Annotated in this window: 14 protein-coding genes; 9 read left to right on the top strand and 5 right to left on the bottom strand. The window is 57.8% G+C overall.

Annotated elements, in window-relative coordinates; all coding sequences use genetic code 11:
* Positions 1 to 3: 3 nt before the first annotated feature.
* From G7W63_RS16025 to G7W63_RS16015, 3 genes are all read right to left on the bottom strand, one after another.
* A complete protein-coding gene (locus G7W63_RS16025) occupies positions 4 to 969 on the bottom strand; it encodes an alpha-ketoacid dehydrogenase subunit beta (protein ID WP_479724287.1) in 966 nt (321 codons plus the stop codon).
* Positions 970 to 976: 7 nt separating this feature from the next.
* The gene (gene pdhA / locus G7W63_RS16020; protein ID WP_166260507.1) at positions 977 to 2,068 is read right to left on the bottom strand and encodes a pyruvate dehydrogenase (acetyl-transferring) E1 component subunit alpha; all 1,092 of its coding nucleotides are present in this window, start codon (positions 2,066 to 2,068) and stop codon (positions 977 to 979) included.
* Positions 2,069 to 2,199: 131 nt separating this feature from the next.
* Complete coding sequence (locus tag G7W63_RS16015) at positions 2,200 to 2,730, bottom strand: YqiA/YcfP family alpha/beta fold hydrolase (protein WP_166260504.1); 531 nt, start codon at positions 2,728 to 2,730, stop codon at positions 2,200 to 2,202.
* A 379-nt stretch (positions 2,731 to 3,109) separates the two neighbouring features.
* Here G7W63_RS16015 and G7W63_RS16010 point away from each other — a divergent pair, with 379 nt between their 5' ends.
* The gene (locus G7W63_RS16010; RefSeq protein WP_166260501.1) at positions 3,110 to 3,415 is read left to right on the top strand and encodes a hypothetical protein; all 306 of its coding nucleotides are present in this window, start codon (positions 3,110 to 3,112) and stop codon (positions 3,413 to 3,415) included.
* Positions 3,412 to 4,200, top strand: coding sequence for a hypothetical protein (locus G7W63_RS16005; RefSeq protein ID WP_166260498.1), 789 nt, complete (start codon positions 3,412 to 3,414; stop codon positions 4,198 to 4,200). Before G7W63_RS16010 ends, G7W63_RS16005 begins: the two co-directional genes overlap by 4 nt.
* A 125-nt stretch (positions 4,201 to 4,325) precedes the next feature.
* Here G7W63_RS16005 and G7W63_RS16000 read toward each other — a convergent pair whose 3' ends face one another.
* Positions 4,326 to 5,840, bottom strand: a complete 1,515-nt coding sequence (locus tag G7W63_RS16000; protein WP_166260495.1) for a CoA-acylating methylmalonate-semialdehyde dehydrogenase — start codon at positions 5,838 to 5,840, stop codon at positions 4,326 to 4,328.
* Between the two features lie 169 nt (positions 5,841 to 6,009).
* Between G7W63_RS16000 and G7W63_RS15995 the strand changes: the two genes are divergently transcribed.
* Positions 6,010 to 6,909, top strand: coding sequence for a LysR family transcriptional regulator (locus G7W63_RS15995; RefSeq protein WP_166260492.1), 900 nt, complete (start codon positions 6,010 to 6,012; stop codon positions 6,907 to 6,909).
* A 41-nt stretch (positions 6,910 to 6,950) separates the two neighbouring features.
* On the opposite strand, the gene G7W63_RS15990 is transcribed toward G7W63_RS15995, so the two are convergent.
* Positions 6,951 to 7,826, bottom strand: coding sequence for an AraC family transcriptional regulator (locus G7W63_RS15990; RefSeq protein ID WP_166260489.1), 876 nt, complete (start codon positions 7,824 to 7,826; stop codon positions 6,951 to 6,953).
* Between the two features lie 217 nt (positions 7,827 to 8,043).
* Between G7W63_RS15990 and G7W63_RS15985 the strand changes: the two genes are divergently transcribed.
* From G7W63_RS15985 to G7W63_RS15960, 6 genes are all read left to right on the top strand, one after another.
* Positions 8,044 to 9,210: an acyl-CoA dehydrogenase family protein gene (locus G7W63_RS15985; RefSeq protein ID WP_166260486.1), complete on the top strand. Its 1,167-nt coding sequence runs from the start codon at positions 8,044 to 8,046 to the stop codon at positions 9,208 to 9,210.
* Positions 9,211 to 9,334: 124 nt separating this feature from the next.
* Positions 9,335 to 10,114, top strand: coding sequence for an enoyl-CoA hydratase (locus G7W63_RS15980; protein ID WP_166260483.1), 780 nt, complete (start codon positions 9,335 to 9,337; stop codon positions 10,112 to 10,114).
* Between the two features lie 39 nt (positions 10,115 to 10,153).
* Entirely contained in the window at positions 10,154 to 11,239 is a 1,086-nt protein-coding gene (locus tag G7W63_RS15975; RefSeq protein ID WP_166260480.1) for an enoyl-CoA hydratase/isomerase family protein, read from the top strand.
* Positions 11,240 to 11,312: 73 nt separating this feature from the next.
* Entirely contained in the window at positions 11,313 to 12,200 is an 888-nt protein-coding gene (gene mmsB / locus G7W63_RS15970) for a 3-hydroxyisobutyrate dehydrogenase (protein ID WP_166260477.1), read from the top strand.
* A 133-nt stretch (positions 12,201 to 12,333) separates the two neighbouring features.
* Positions 12,334 to 13,983, top strand: a complete 1,650-nt coding sequence (locus G7W63_RS15965) for an AMP-binding protein (RefSeq protein ID WP_166260474.1) — start codon at positions 12,334 to 12,336, stop codon at positions 13,981 to 13,983.
* Positions 13,980 to 14,396, top strand: coding sequence for a PaaI family thioesterase (locus G7W63_RS15960; RefSeq protein WP_166260471.1), 417 nt, complete (start codon positions 13,980 to 13,982; stop codon positions 14,394 to 14,396). Before G7W63_RS15965 ends, G7W63_RS15960 begins: the two co-directional genes overlap by 4 nt.
* Positions 14,397 to 14,439: the final 43 nt, after the last annotated feature.

The following is a 14,439-nucleotide window of genomic DNA, read 5'->3' as shown; positions in this document are numbered from 1 at the left end:
TGTTTACGCACTCAACGCCCGCCGGGCGCCCTCAATGATGCGGCTGACATCCGGAATGTAATCCTGCTCCCGGGCGAAGAAGGGCGTGATAACGTCATAGCCCGCAACGCGTTCCACAGGCGCCTCCAGGTAATAGAACGACTTTTCGTTGATGCGCGCGATGATCTCGGCGCCCGGACCGAAACTGCGATGGGCCTCATGCACGATGACCACCCGACCGGTTTTTTGCACCGACTCGCTCAGTTTCCTGTCATCCAGAGGCGAGATCGACAGCAGATCAATCACCTCAGCTTCCACGCCGTCTTCGTCAGCCAGCTGCTCTGCCGCTTGCAGGGAACGTTGGGTAAGGGCGCCATAGGTAATCAGGGTAAGATCGCGACCCTCCCGCACAACCTGGGACTCACCAATGGGCAGGGTTTCCGCTTCCTCAGGCACTTCTTCCCTGAATGAGCGATAGTTCAGCTTGGGTTCGAAGAAAATAACTGGGTCCGGGTCACGGATGGCGCTCACCAGCAAGGCCCGGGCGTTCCGTGGCCCGGACGGGATGACCATCTTGAGGCCCGGGGTATGGGCGAAGTAGGTTTCCCGGCTTTCGGAGTGATGCTCCAGCGCCCGAACGCCACCACCGTAGGGCATTCGGCACACCAGGGGGACGGTGTAACGACCGCGGGAGCGCCAGCGCATGCGGGATGTCTGGCCTTCCAGTTGGTGGAAGGCGAAATAGCTGAAGCCGGAAAACTGCATTTCACATACCGGCTTCATACCGTAAATAGCCATGCCGGTGGCCATGCCAACGATGCCGGACTCGGCCACAGGGGTATCCATGACCCGGTCCTCGCCGAACTGCTTCAGAAGACCGTCAGTCACCCGGAAGATACCGCCATCCACGCCAACGTCCTCGCCCAGCACCAGTACCGATTCGTCTGCCTCCATTTCCTGTTTCAGGGCCATATTTATGGCCTCAACCATCGTCAGCTCAGCCACGGCGAACCTCCATGCTCTGTTTCAGGGCGTCCCTTTGTTCCTTGAGGTAAGGGGGCATGTCGGCGTACACATGGTCGAACATGTCGAGAGGATCCCCGAGGTCTTCCATTTGCTCCGCGGCCTCGTCCCAGGCCTTGTTGACCTCCTCCACCACCTCTTCGTCAATTTTCTTGATCTGCTTTTCGGTCAGCAGTTTTTTATCCTTCAGATACTGCTGCATGCGAATGATGGGGTCCCGCTCCATCCAGGTTTCCACTTCGTCATCGGAGCGGTATTTGCTGGGGTCATCGGCAGTAGTGTGTACCGATAGCCGGTAGGTGACGCATTCAATAAGGGTAGGGCCTTCGCCCTTGCGCGCGCGCTCGACCGCTTCCTGGGTAGCGGCGTAGACCGCCAGCAGGTCATTGCCATCCACCTGGATACCCGGCATGCCATAGGCCAGGGCCTTCTGGGCGAGAGTGGATGAGGCCGTCTGCTGCTCCCGGGGCACTGAGATCGCCCAGTGGTTGTTCTGGCACAGAAAAACGGTCGGCGTGTTGAAGACCTGGGCCATGTTGAGAGACTCGTGAAAATCCCCCTCGGAAGTGGCGCCGTCGCCGAAATAGACCATGGTCACCTTCTTTTCCCGGCGGATTTTCATGGCATAGGCGATGCCCACGGCCTGGCACATCTGGGAGGCCACCGGAATAGAGATGGGCAGGTCATTCTGGTTTTCGGGAATTTGGCCGCCTTCATTGTAGCCGGCGTTGTAAAGGATCAGGCCGGTGAGGGGCGTGCCTCGCCACAGGGCAACTGCGGTCTCGCGAAAGCTGGGCACCACCCAATCCTCGTCCTTAAGGGCTGCAACGGAGCCGATCTGGCTTGCTTCCTGGCCCTTGACCGGTGCAAAGGTTCCAACCCGTCCCTGGCGCTGCCATTTAAGCAAATGTTCATCAAAGCGCCGGCATAACAGCATGACGCGGTGCATCCGCTTCAGTGTCTTACCGTCTATTTTCGGTTCCAGGTCCTTGTCGAGCTTCCCCTTGTCGTCAAGGACGGACAGATACTCCAACTGCAGTTTGGGTTTGAGCTTCTTCCTCGGCATCTGATGCTCTCCCTGTCTGTGCCTTTGGCTTCAACCTGTGGTTGTGAGCTCCTTTTACGGTGTTCTAGTACAGAGATAGGTCTTCAGAAACAAAATAACAGGGGTGAGCCCAAGAATTAAAGACTGACAGCTCAGCGGTCTTCAAGGCAGCGTGTCAGGAACAGCCGGAATTCGGCGCAGATTCTGTCCAGGCTGTCCTGGAGACGGTGCCCGTCGGGCAGCAGGAGTAGGGGTAGCGCCTGGCGCTGTGCGAGTTCGATGACAGGAGTAGGCAGCACCACATCATCCTGCCAACCATGGATTATCTGGGTGTGTCGGGCCTGTATCTGCGGACTGGACCGTGGGTAATCCGGCATGGCCAGGGCCGGTGCCAGCAGAAAACACCCAAGCACAGGGAGATCAGCGCTGGCCTGGGCACAAACCCAACCGCCCATGCTCGAACCCACCAGAAGGGTATGGGCGGGGTCTGCGTTGTTCTCCATCATGGCCTGCCGCAGCTGCTCCAGACGAAGGAGAGGATCCCTGGTGTCGCGGTGATCCAGTGCGGTTGCTGTGATCCCCGGAACTTTTTCAGCCTCGGATTTCAGGGCCTGAATCTTGGTGCCGTCAGGGCCGCTTTCCAGGCCGTGGGAAAGGAAAACTTGAATGGGGTGTGGAGTCATACGCTTCTTGCCGTGTGCCGGAATAAGGTGTCAAGCCATCCTAGAGGGAGGGGAGGCGAGATTAAAGTCGCGTTCTCGGGTATCAGGTAAAGATTAAATTACTGCAATGTTGGTCGCTAGCTGCTGTCGATTTCGAAGTGCTGAGACCGGCGTCACATTCGTTGTTGTGAGTGTTGGCAGGGAGTGCTTAATATCTGATGGATAAAATTGACGATTCACCTTTTGTAAAACTATGTTACGTTTCATTACATTTTCTGGGTTAACGCTTATTTTTAGGCCGATTACCAGTAAAGTGAATGGATGAGAAGCCGAACTGGATATGACGCTTTTCATTGGGTACCGAGGTGCCCTACCAGGATCCGCTTAAACAGGAAGTATTATGGCGCTGTCTGGAAGAACGTATTGTTCTGAGTTGCTCGACTTCGACTGGTTGACTGAACAAGTAGTTACGCTATTCGCACTCAGCTGTTTGCTAGTTCGTTTTCTGATCCCCACCACCCGTAATTCAAGGATGACCGCCAGGCTTGGCCTATGGCGGGCTGATGCGTGCGCGCAGACAATTGGTGACCAGGCCGCGGCAGTGGGAATCGACGATCAGATGGTTCCGGAGGTGGCGAAGGAAGGTGCCGCCGCCAGGAGAAGAAAAGCAGAAGAAGTAACCATGCTAAAAAGGATGACGAGATGAATAACATGGATAAGAACACCTGTAAGACCTTGTTCCGCACGACGGCAATTGCCGCCTCTATTTTTGCTCTGAGCGCTTGCGGTGGTGGGGGCAGCAGCGGCAGTGATTCCCCTACAGCACCGGCTTCTAGTCTGAAAGACCAGGTAGCGCCGGGGGTATACACGACGGAGCTCGTGGATGATTCCGGTAAGATTACAGAAGGTTTTGTTTCAATACTAAGCCCGACTGGAAAGCATGTGGTTGCCGTCAACCAAGCTGACATGACCACCGGTGCTCTCGAATTTCGGACCGACGGTACCTTTTCCGGTGTAGGTCAGCGTATATTCGTCAAAGACGGCTGGAAGATACGGAATCTAGATATTAAAGGAAAGGTAGGGGACGATCGGGAGTCCTTGCAGTTGGTCACTAATGATTATCGGGCCGCGCTTAGCCGTAAAAATGAACTCAGCGACCAGCCAATCTCACTAGAGCTAATTTCGGGCAGCTATACGCGAACAACAGCTGATGGTGACACTGTATTTACGCTGAATGGGGAGTCTCTTGACGGCTTTAGCGCAGACACGAGCTGTGTTTACAATGGTCAGGTGGCCATTCCAGATACATCGATAAATGTGATAGAGATTTCGTTCCTCGCAGAGAATTGCAAGGATGTTCAGCAAACCACAGGTGAACAGCGAAACGGGCAATTCACCGCCCTCGCAACTTACGATAACGAAGGGAATGGGACGTTGACTTTTGTCGGCAATAACGGCGAGGTCAACGTTCTATTTTTAGGCGAGCGGTGAGTCTTGCGGGTTAGAGAAACGTTGTTGATCTGCTCATTCTCCAGATGACAACGTATTTCAGGACGGGACATCAGTTATAAAAAGGCCCGCTTATAGCGGGCCTTTTTATATGCATTATCGTTTAATCACTTAAGCGTAATAGTAGTATTCACCGTCGCGCCCACTTCGTTTTCGTCAAACCAGCGTGCTGTGATGGTCTTGGTCTGGGTATAGAACTGCACCACCTGCTTGCCGTAGGGCCCGAGGTCGCCCAGTTTGGAGCCTCTGGAGCCGGTGAACGAGAACAGCGGAACCGGAACCGGAATCGGCACGTTGATGCCGACCTGGCCCACATCGATCTCTTCCTGGAAATGTCGAGCAGCCGCGCCGGAGCGGGTGAAGACCGCGGTGCCGTTACCGTTCGGGTTGGCGTTGATCACGTTGATGGCGTCATCCATGGAGTCGGCTGTCATGACACACAGAACCGGGCCGAACATTTCTTCCTTATAGATAGTCATGTCAGCGGTTACGCCCGAGAACAGGGTGGGGCCGATGAAGTTGCCGTCCTCGTAACCTGGTACTTTCGGATTGCGACCATCCAGATGCAGGGTCGCGCCTTCCTTAACGCCGGTTTCCACAAAGCCATTGACCCGTTCCAGTGCGGCCCGGGAAATAAGCGGTCCGACATCCGTTCCGGCCTCGTGACCGGCGTTGACCTTGAGCGTCTCCGCTTTTGCCACCAGCTCCGGAATCCACTCGGCCGATTCGCCAACCAGAACCACCACGGACAGGGCCATGCAGCGCTGGCCGGCAGCGCCAAAGGCTGAGCCTGCCAGTGCGTTGAGGGTCTGTTCCTTGTTGGCATCCGGCATGACGATGGCGTGGTTTTTCGCGCCCATCATGCACTGGGCGCGTTTGCCCGCCTGGGTGGAGCGGTTGTAAACGTGGGTGCCCACGGGTGTGGAGCCAACAAAGGAAACCGCTTTAATGTCCTTGTGGTCGCAGATGCCGTTGACCACGTCCTTGCCGCCATGAACCACATTCAGAACCCCTGCCGGTATACCTGCCTCAAGGGCGAGCTCCACCAGACGCATGGTCACCATGGGGTCCTGTTCGGATGGCTTCAGTACAAAGGTGTTACCGGTGGCGATGGCCATGGGGAACATCCACAGGGGAATCATGGCCGGGAAATTGAACGGGGTGATGCCCGCACAGACGCCCAGGGGCTGCTGCAGGGTGTAGGTATCAACACCGGCCGCCACATTGTTCGCCATTTCGCCCAGTTGAAGGTTGCCGATGGCAGAGGCATGCTCCACCACTTCCAGGCCGCGGAATACATCGCCCTCTGCATCGGCCAGGGTTTTGCCCTGCTCAGCGGTGAGAAGAGCCGCGAGTTCCTTCATGTTCTCGCGGATCAGCTGCTGATACTTAAGGAAAATACGGGCACGACCACCAATGGACGTCTTGCGCCAGGTCTGGAAGGCTTTCTGGGCGCTGGCCACCGCCGCATCCACTTCATCTGCAGTGGCGAAGGGTACCCGGGCCAGGACTTCCTGGGTGGCGGGGTTGATGATGTCTTTCCATTCGTTGGTGGAAGATTCGACAAATTCGCCGTCGATCAGAAGCTTGACGGTTGGAACAGCAGCCGCGTTGGTCGTCATGGGAGTCACCTTTGCAAGAGCGCTATTGGTCGTTTCCGTAGGCGTCTGGTCAAATTATAGCCAAATTCTACGGGCTGGGTTGAACCCGATGGTACCAGTGCGTTTGTACGCGCAACAATGAGCTACAATGCACACTTAGTCTGCATTTTTGCACACCGGGGTTTTCGGCATGGATTGGAATAACTTACGATTTTTTCTGGAGCTTAGCCGGGCAGGGCGCCTGACCACGGCGGCGCGGCGTCTGGGGGTTGATCATACCACGGTATCCCGCCGGATCCAGATGCTGGAGAAGAACCTGGGTGTCCAGCTGTTCATGCGGGAAACCTCCGGGTACACCCTGACCGAGGCGGGAAGAAGCCTGGTGCCCCAGGTAGAACTGATGGAAAGCGCCAGTGTCGAGATTGAACAGGCGCTGCCGGATACCTACGACAATCTTTCCGGCCATGTCCGTATCGGGGTCACCGAAGGCTATGGCACCACCCTGCTGGCGCCCAAGCTGACCGAGTTCTGCCAGCGCTATCCTCACCTTCACATTGACCTGCTGGCTTTACCCCGGGCCCTGCGCCTGTCCCGCCATGAAGCCGACATTGCCATTACCCTGGAGCGGCCGGAACGGGGGCCTTATATCATAACCAAGCTGACCGATTACGTACTGCAACTCTACGGCAGCAAAGCGTACCTGGAGCAGCATCACCCTATCAGGCAGCGCGCTGATCTCAAGAAACACCGGTTCGTCAGTTACGTGGATGACCTGGTGTTCAGCAAAGAGCTGCTGTTCCTGGACGAGATTGGCGGCTCTGATGATGTGGGCCTGCGCAGCACCAGTATACTGGCCCAGCAGGAGGCCGTCGCCAGTGGTGCCGGTCTTGCCATTCTGCCGGCGTTTGCGGCGGATCCCGACCCGAGGCTCGAAGCCATCATGGCGGACCAGATACGCTTCGTCCGCACCTTCTGGATGCTGATGCCGGTCGAACTCAAGAATATTGCCCGGGTGCGGGTGACCTGGGATTTCCTGCGGGAGTTGGCGAACCAGTCCCAGGACCGCTTGTCCGGCGGCGTCAGACTCTGAATAGGGCCGGCTCAGAATAGAGCATGAGGCCCCAAGAGGTGTCAGTGCCGGCGGGTGTGACGATACTCCGTCGGTGACTGGCCCATGACTTTTTTGAACAGCCGTGAAAAATAATAGTTGTCGTCGTACCCGAGGTCGCTGCTGATCTGGGTAAACGACAGCTCAGAGGAGTCCAGCATCTGGCAGGCCTGCTCCACCTTCAGATGCAGAAAGTGCTGAATCGGTGAAACCCCGGTCAGAGTCCGGTAGCGGGTGGCGAAATGCGCGGGCGACTGCCCGGCGAGCTCAGCCAGCTGGCCAAGCGTAATCCGTTCCTTCAGATGTTCCCGCATATAAGCGTGAATCGTATCCAGATCAGGCTGATGGGCAACCGCAGCCTCGCCGGCGCTGAGCGGTATCGCCGCCAGCAGTTGGCGCAGTCGATTGGCCACATGAACCAGGCCGGCTGTCCGGAACCCGGTCTGGCGCACGGCCAGTAGCCCGCTGAAATCCACCAGCAGCCGGGGCTGCCGTCCCAGGTGTAGCAGGTTCACCCCTTCAGTGAAGCCCATGTGATCCCTGAAATCCGCTGCCAGGGGGCCGGTGTAATGGACCCAGTGAATACTCCAGGGGTGATCCGGCGCCGCGGTGTAGCGGTGAGCAGCACCTGCGGGTAGCAGTACCAGATCCCCCGCTTTGACCATGCAGGGTTCATCATCAATGCTCAGGTAGGCCCCGCCCTCGGTGCAATAGATCAAAAGATGGTCGTCATGGTGCTCCCGGTGCATGTGGTGTCCGGCGGCGCGCCGGTAATGACCGAACGCCAGCGGGTAGAGGTCACGGGTCAGCGGGTGGCTTGCAAGCGCCTTGATCACCGGCCTCGGGATGACATAGCGAATGCTGTCGGCAGGGACAGGCCACTGGGAGGTTTTGGTCATGGGTGCGCCCTGTTGTGGTGGGTGTCATCAATACAGCTCCGAAAAATAGTCCATCATGTGCGAAATTTAGTCAATCACACAGTCTGACCTGCCGTGATAGGATCGATGAGATCTGTCGAAACAGTACATTGATGAAACGTGATGATAAGACGAAAAATTCCGCTGGAAATACGGGAACACGCCCGAATCGCGGAACGGCCTGCACCAGGAGCGCCCGATGAATTTTGACCTTACCGAAGACCAGCTTGCATTCAGAGATGCGGCCAAAGCCTTTGCGGAAAAAGCCATGGCCCCTCATGCCGCGCAATGGGATGCAGAGCATATCTTTCCGGTGGACGTCATACGGGAAGCGGGCGAAATGGGGTTCTGCGGGATCTATACCCCCGAAGCTCAGGGCGGCATGGGTCTTTCCCGGCTTGATACCACGGTTATTGTTGAAGAGCTTGCGGCGGCCTGCCCCTCTACGGCCGCCTACATCACCATCCATAACATGGCCACATGGATGGTCGCCAAGTTCGGTAATGCCCATGTCCAGAATGATATTGCCCCTCGCATGGCCAGTGGAGAGTGGCTGGGTTCCTACTGCCTCACCGAACCCGGAGCCGGTTCAGATGCGGGCAATCTGAGTACCAAGGCAGGCCGCGACGGGGACGATTACATTCTCAACGGCAGCAAGGTGTTTATCTCCGGTGCCGGCAGTACCCAGATGCTCGTGGTGATGGCCCGCACCGGCAGCCCCGACAGTGGCGCCAAGGGCATCAGCGCCTTTGTCGTACCGGCGGATTCCGACGGCATCCATTATGGGAAATGCGAAGAGAAGATGGGCTGGAACAGTCAGCCCACCCGGCAGATTACCTTTGAAGGGGTGCGGGTGCCGGCCCGAAACCGGCTGGGGGAGGAAGGCGACGGCTTCAAGATCGCCATGAAAGGTCTCGATGGCGGCCGGCTCAATATCGCTACCTGTTCTCTGGGCGGTGCCCAGGCGGCACTGCTGCGCGCTCGAAACTACATGCACGAGCGCAAGCAGTTCGGCACGGCATTGGCCGGATTCCAGGCCCTGCAATTCAAGCTTGCGGATATGGCAACCAACCTGACCGCTGCCCGGCAAATGGTTCGGCTGGGGGCCTACAAACTGGACCAGACAGACCCCGAAGCGACCATGCTCTGTGCCATGGCCAAGCGCTTCGCTACCGATGCCTGTTTTGAGGTGTGCAACGAGGCCCTGCAGATTCACGGCGGCTACGGCTATATCCGGGAGTATCCCCTCGAGCGTTATGTAAGGGATCTGCGTGTGCACCAGATCCTGGAAGGGACCAACGAAATCATGAGGCTGATTGCGGCCCGCCGACTGCTGGAACCGGGAGTTGTCGAAGCGATTCAGTAGCCGTTTCCATGGCGGCGAGAAAAGCAGAGAGACAGCAGCGAGAACAGCGGCAAGAGTAGCGGGCCAGCCTCCCAGGAGCGGCCCGGGACTCAGGGCCTCCACACCAACAAAAGAGAGAACTGTGATGAGCTCACTGATCCAACTGGAGAAACGCGACCATATCGCGATTCTCACCATCAATAATCCCCCTGCCAACACCTGGACCCGGGACTCTCTGGCCGAGCTTGCCGAGACTGTCGACGGGCTGAACTCCGACACCAATATCTTTGCGCTTGTGATCACAGGCCAGGGTGAGAAGTTCTTTTCTGCCGGTGCCGATCTCAAGACCTTTGCGGATGGTGATCCGGCGACCGCCAATGATATGGCCCAGGCATTCGGCCATGCCTTTTCGGCCCTGACCCGTTTCCGCGGCGTTTCCATCGCTGCGATCAATGGCTACGCCATGGGCGGCGGGCTGGAATGTGCTCTTGCCTGTGACATTCGCATAGCCGAAGACCATGCCCAGATGGCATTGCCGGAGGCCAGTGTGGGCCTCTTGCCCTGTGCCGGCGGGACCCAGAATCTGCCCTGGCTGGTAGGCGAGGGCTGGGCCAAGCGGATGATCCTGTGCGGCGAGCGCATCAAAGCTGACAAGGCCCTGGCCATTGGTCTGGTGGAAGATGTGGTGGCGAAGGGCGCCGGCCTCGACAAGGCGCTGGAACTGGCCGCCATGGCCTGCAAGCAGAGTCCGTCATCCATCGCCCGCTGCAAGACCCTGGTGATGAGTGCCCGCGACGGTCGCAGCCACGCTGATGGCTGGCGCATGGAGCGTGAGTTCTTCGTGGACCTTTTCAGTACCGAGGATCAGACCGAGGGCGTGAATGCCTTTCTCGAAAAGCGCGCACCAGAGTGGAAAAACAGGTAGGCCTTTTACCCTGACGAACGACAGGACGACCGGATTCCCATGAGTAACCAAACTGTCATCTTTGAAGAACTGGAAGCCACCGAGGGTGGCTTTATCGGCGTAGCCCGCCTGAACGCGCCGCGCTCAATGAACGCCATTTCCCTGGAAATGATCCGGCTGCTGAAATCGCGGCTCGACGACTGGGCCAAGGACGAGAAAATTCGCGCGGTCTGGCTGGAAGGCGAGGGCGACAAGGCGCTTTGTGCCGGTGGTGACATAGTGGCCCTGTACAGGGACATGACCGAGCCTCGTTCGGACAGCCACCAGGCAGGGGTCGGCAAGCATTTCTTCACCGAAGAGTATGATCTGGACTACCTCATTCACACCTTCCCCAAGCCCTTTATTGTCTGGGGCAACGGCGTCGTGATGGGTGGTGGCGTTGGCCTGATGGCTGGCGGCTCACACCGGGTGGTGACCGAGCATTCCAAGATCGCCATGCCCGAAACGAGCATCGGGCTGTATCCTGACGTCGGCGCAGGCTGGTTTCTTAACCGCATGCCCGGGCGAACCGGCCTCTTTCTTGGCCTGACCGGGGCTCGCCTGAACGGTGCAGATGCCCTGTTCCTTGGTCTGGCCGATCGCTTTATCAGGCACGACCTGAAAGCCAGCGTACTTGAGACCTTGCAGCAGGCGGATTTGCTGACCACGTCCGCGGCCAATATCAGTGAAGTGTTGCGGCGTTTTGCCGAAGAATCCAGCAATGACTTACCCCAGAGCGTGGTCCGCAGCCACTATGATGAGATCCAGTCGCTGACCGATGCCCATTCACTGGAAGAGGTGGTGGGCAATATCGCAGGCTACGATGGTGAAGATCCCTGGCTCAAGCGGGCGGCCAAGACCATCGCAACCGCTTCACCCACGGCCCTCGCTATTCACTGGCAGCACTATCATCAATCACAACACGCCAGCCTTTCCGAGGTTTTCAACAAGGAACTGACCCTTTCCCTGAACTGTCTGGAGAAAGGTGAGTTTGCTGAAGGCGTCCGGGCCCTGCTGATCGACAAGGACCTTCAACCCCGTTGGCAGTACCCGACCCTGGCAAGCCTTGATTCCGCCTGGGTAAATGGTTTTTTTGAACGGTCCTGAATCCGGACAGTTCTGACCCCACTTGGTCTGGCGCCCACCGGGTTCCGGACCTATAAGAATACGGAGAACAATAATGGCGAATGTAACGTTTATCGGTCTGGGCAACATGGGCAGTCCAATGGCCTCCAACCTCCTCAAGGCGGGTCACACCCTGACCGTATTTGACCTGGCCCAGCCCGCTGTCGACGCCCTGGTGAAAGAGGGCGCAAAGTCGGCCTCGTCGGTTCAGGAAGCCGCCGCTGATGCGGATTACATCATCACCATGCTGCCCGCAGGACAGCATGTGGAAACCGTGTATCTGGGCGACAGCGGTCTGCTGGCCAGCGTGTCAGCCAAAACCCTGGTGATCGATTCTTCCACCATCGCACCGGAAACCGCCCGTAAAGTGGCCGAGGCTGCCGTTGCGGCCGGGGTCGACTTTTTGGATGCCCCGGTGTCTGGCGGCGTAGGCGGTGCCAAAGCAGGCACGCTTACGTTTATCTGCGGGGGTGAAGAGTCCGCCTATAACCAGGGCAAGCCCATTCTCGAAGCCATGGGCAAGAACATTTTTCACGCCGGGCCCCATGGCTCTGGCCAGATCGCCAAGATCTGCAACAACATGCTGCTGGCCATCCTGATGAGTGGCACCAGTGAAGCCCTGGCCCTGGGTGTTAAGAACGGACTGGACCCGGCTGTGCTCTCCGAGATCATGAAACAGAGCTCTGGCGGGAACTGGGCTCTGAACGTCTATAACCCATGGCCCGGTGTGATGGACGGTGTGCCTGCGTCCCGGGAGTACGAAGGGGGCTTCCTGGTCAACCTGATGAACAAGGATCTGGGCCTGGCCATGGATAATGCGGTCAAGAACCATGCCCCTGTACCCATGGGTGCACTGGCGCGCAATCTGTTCACGTTGCATGCGGGCCAGGGTAACGGTGGCCTGGATTTCTCCAGTATCCAGCGCTTTTACCATCAGGAGTAGCGACGTTCGGCTATCGTCAGGGGGTGCTTGAAAAACCCCCTGTTTCAGGCCAAGGTTTACCTTTACGTAAACTAAAAGCTGTGTTAAACCTTGTGCCCATAGAGTCCACCTACAAGAACAACAGGAGCTGATGATGAACCTTCCGGAATATGCCTCTGTCTACCAGGACTTCGACCCCCAGCGTCTTGAAAACGAAGTGCTGGAAGGTAGCCTGGAATCAGGACTGAACGTCTGCACGGAAATCTGTGACAAGTGGGCCAAAGATCCCCAGCGGGTGGCCCTGTTCTACGAAACGCCGGACGGTGGCTCGGGCAAACTGACTTTTGCGGAGCTTCAGGCAGCGTCGGCCCGTTTTGCCAACTACCTTGCCTCCCAAGGTATTGGCAAGGGCCACCGTGTTGCCGGCCTGTTGCCACGCAGCCCGGAACTGCTGATCGTTATCGCCGGAACCTTGCGGGCGGGCGCGGTGTATCAGCCCCTGTTTACCGCCTTCGGTTCCGGTGCGATTGAGTACCGGCTGGAGCGGGCGGATACCCGGCTTGTCGTGACCGACGCCGTCAACTACCCCAAGCTGACGGAAGTGAAGGATTGTCCGCCGGTTCTGTGTGTCGGGGCAGCCGACGCAGGACCCGACGTGACCGATTTCCACGCGACCCTTGAGCAGCAGTCCGACCAGTTTGAGCCGGTCCAGATCACAGGCTCCGATCCTTTCCTGCAGATGTTCACTTCGGGCACAGTAGGTAAGTCCAAAGGCGTTGCGGTGCCTGCCAGAGCGCTGCTGTCCTTCTATGTCTACATGAAATACGCCATCGACCTGCGGGACGACGACGTGTTCTGGAATGTGGCGGACCCGGGCTGGGCCTACGGACTGTATTATGCGGTGATCGGGCCACTGATGATGGGCCATGCCACCCACTTCAACCCGTTGCCGTTTACCCCTGAAACCACCTACGACATGATCCGCAAGTACGGCATTACTAACCTTGCCGCGGCTCCGACTGCGTATCGCCTGCTGAAGGCCAATGATGACGTATTGCCGGAGGGCGAGAATCTGGGCCTGCGCGTAGCCAGCAGTGCCGGCGAGCCCCTGAATCCGGAGGTCACCAACTGGATTGAGCGCCGTCATCATTGCGTGGTGCTCGACCACTATGGTCAGACCGAAACCGGCATGACCTGCTGTAATTTCCATGCCCTTTCCCATCCAAAGCGGGTGGGTTCCATGGGCTATTCGTCTCCAGGCCATAGGGTGGTGGCGCTGAATGAGCAGAATGAAGAAGTGGGCGCCGACGAGGTTGGCCAACTGGCGGTGGATGTGAAGGCTTCGCCCCTGTTCTGTTTCGATGGTTACACCTGGGGCGAGAAAGACCCCTTTGTCGCCGGCTACTACCTCACCGGTGACATGGCTATTGCCCATGGTGACGGCAGCTTTTCGTTCAGTGGCCGGGACGACGACATCATTACTACCGCCGGTTACCGTGTAGGGCCTGCCGATGTCGAAAGTACCCTGCTTGAGCACCCGGCGGTGGCCGAATCCGGCGTGGTGGGCAAGCCTGACGAAAAGCGCGGCTCGATCATCAAGGCCTACGTGGTGATTCGGGCAGGCCATGAACCGGATTACGAAAACGAGCTGGCCACAGAACTTCAGGACCTGGTTCGTCGAAGACTCTCAACCCATGCCTATCCCCGGGAAATCGAGTTTGTATCCGAGCTGCCAAAGACCCCCAGCGGCAAGATACAGCGCTTTATCCTGCGTAACCAGGCCAAGGAAGAGCTTGATCAATGAGTGTATCGCGGGACGAGTTGCGCGTCTTCCTCACCGAGCATTTCCCCCAAGGTGAACGCTTCGGAACACTGGAGCGTTCGGGGGAGGGCTGGGCAGAAATGATCCTTGAGGTCGGGGATGAACATCTGCGCCCGGGCGGTACGGTGTCCGGTCCTACGCTCATGGCCTTGGCGGATGTGGCGCTTTACGCTGCCCTGCTTAGCCAGATAGGGCTGGTGCCGCTGGCGGTCACCAGCAACCTCAACATTAATTTCCTGCGCAAACCCATGGCAGGCCAGCCCATCATTGCCTATGCTCGAATGCTTCGGGTAGGCAAGGTGCTGGGCGTGGGAGAGGTTTACCTGAGGTCGAAAGGAAGCGATGACCCGGTAGCCCATGCAACTATCAGTTATTCCATACCGGCAAGCCGTTGATGTCTTCAAAAACCTGACTTTGTTCCGTTTTTGGTATTTACGT

This window comes from Marinobacter salicampi, assembly GCF_011074795.1.
Lineage (GTDB): Bacteria > Pseudomonadota > Gammaproteobacteria > Pseudomonadales > Oleiphilaceae > Marinobacter > Marinobacter salicampi.
The sequence above is the reverse complement of the archived record's forward strand: the minus strand, read 5'-3'. Positions and strand labels throughout refer to the sequence as shown.

Coding starts and splice junctions, on each gene's coding strand:
- G7W63_RS15990 (WP_166260489.1), bottom strand. CDS start 7,826: ATGACCAAAACCTCCCAGTGGCCTGTCCCTGCCGACAGCATTCGCTAT.
- G7W63_RS16010 (WP_166260501.1), top strand. CDS start 3,110: ATGGCGCTGTCTGGAAGAACGTATTGTTCTGAGTTGCTCGACTTCGAC.
- G7W63_RS16005 (WP_166260498.1), top strand. CDS start 3,412: ATGAATAACATGGATAAGAACACCTGTAAGACCTTGTTCCGCACGACG.
- pdhA (WP_166260507.1), bottom strand. CDS start 2,068: ATGCCGAGGAAGAAGCTCAAACCCAAACTGCAGTTGGAGTATCTGTCC.
- G7W63_RS15965 (WP_166260474.1), top strand. CDS start 12,334: ATGAACCTTCCGGAATATGCCTCTGTCTACCAGGACTTCGACCCCCAG.
- mmsB (WP_166260477.1), top strand. CDS start 11,313: ATGGCGAATGTAACGTTTATCGGTCTGGGCAACATGGGCAGTCCAATG.
- G7W63_RS16015 (WP_166260504.1), bottom strand. CDS start 2,730: ATGACTCCACACCCCATTCAAGTTTTCCTTTCCCACGGCCTGGAAAGC.
- G7W63_RS15975 (WP_166260480.1), top strand. CDS start 10,154: ATGAGTAACCAAACTGTCATCTTTGAAGAACTGGAAGCCACCGAGGGT.
- G7W63_RS15960 (WP_166260471.1), top strand. CDS start 13,980: ATGAGTGTATCGCGGGACGAGTTGCGCGTCTTCCTCACCGAGCATTTC.
- G7W63_RS15995 (WP_166260492.1), top strand. CDS start 6,010: ATGGATTGGAATAACTTACGATTTTTTCTGGAGCTTAGCCGGGCAGGG.
- G7W63_RS15980 (WP_166260483.1), top strand. CDS start 9,335: ATGAGCTCACTGATCCAACTGGAGAAACGCGACCATATCGCGATTCTC.
- G7W63_RS16025 (WP_479724287.1), bottom strand. CDS start 969: ATGGTTGAGGCCATAAATATGGCCCTGAAACAGGAAATGGAGGCAGAC.
- G7W63_RS16000 (WP_166260495.1), bottom strand. CDS start 5,840: ATGACGACCAACGCGGCTGCTGTTCCAACCGTCAAGCTTCTGATCGAC.
- G7W63_RS15985 (WP_166260486.1), top strand. CDS start 8,044: ATGAATTTTGACCTTACCGAAGACCAGCTTGCATTCAGAGATGCGGCC.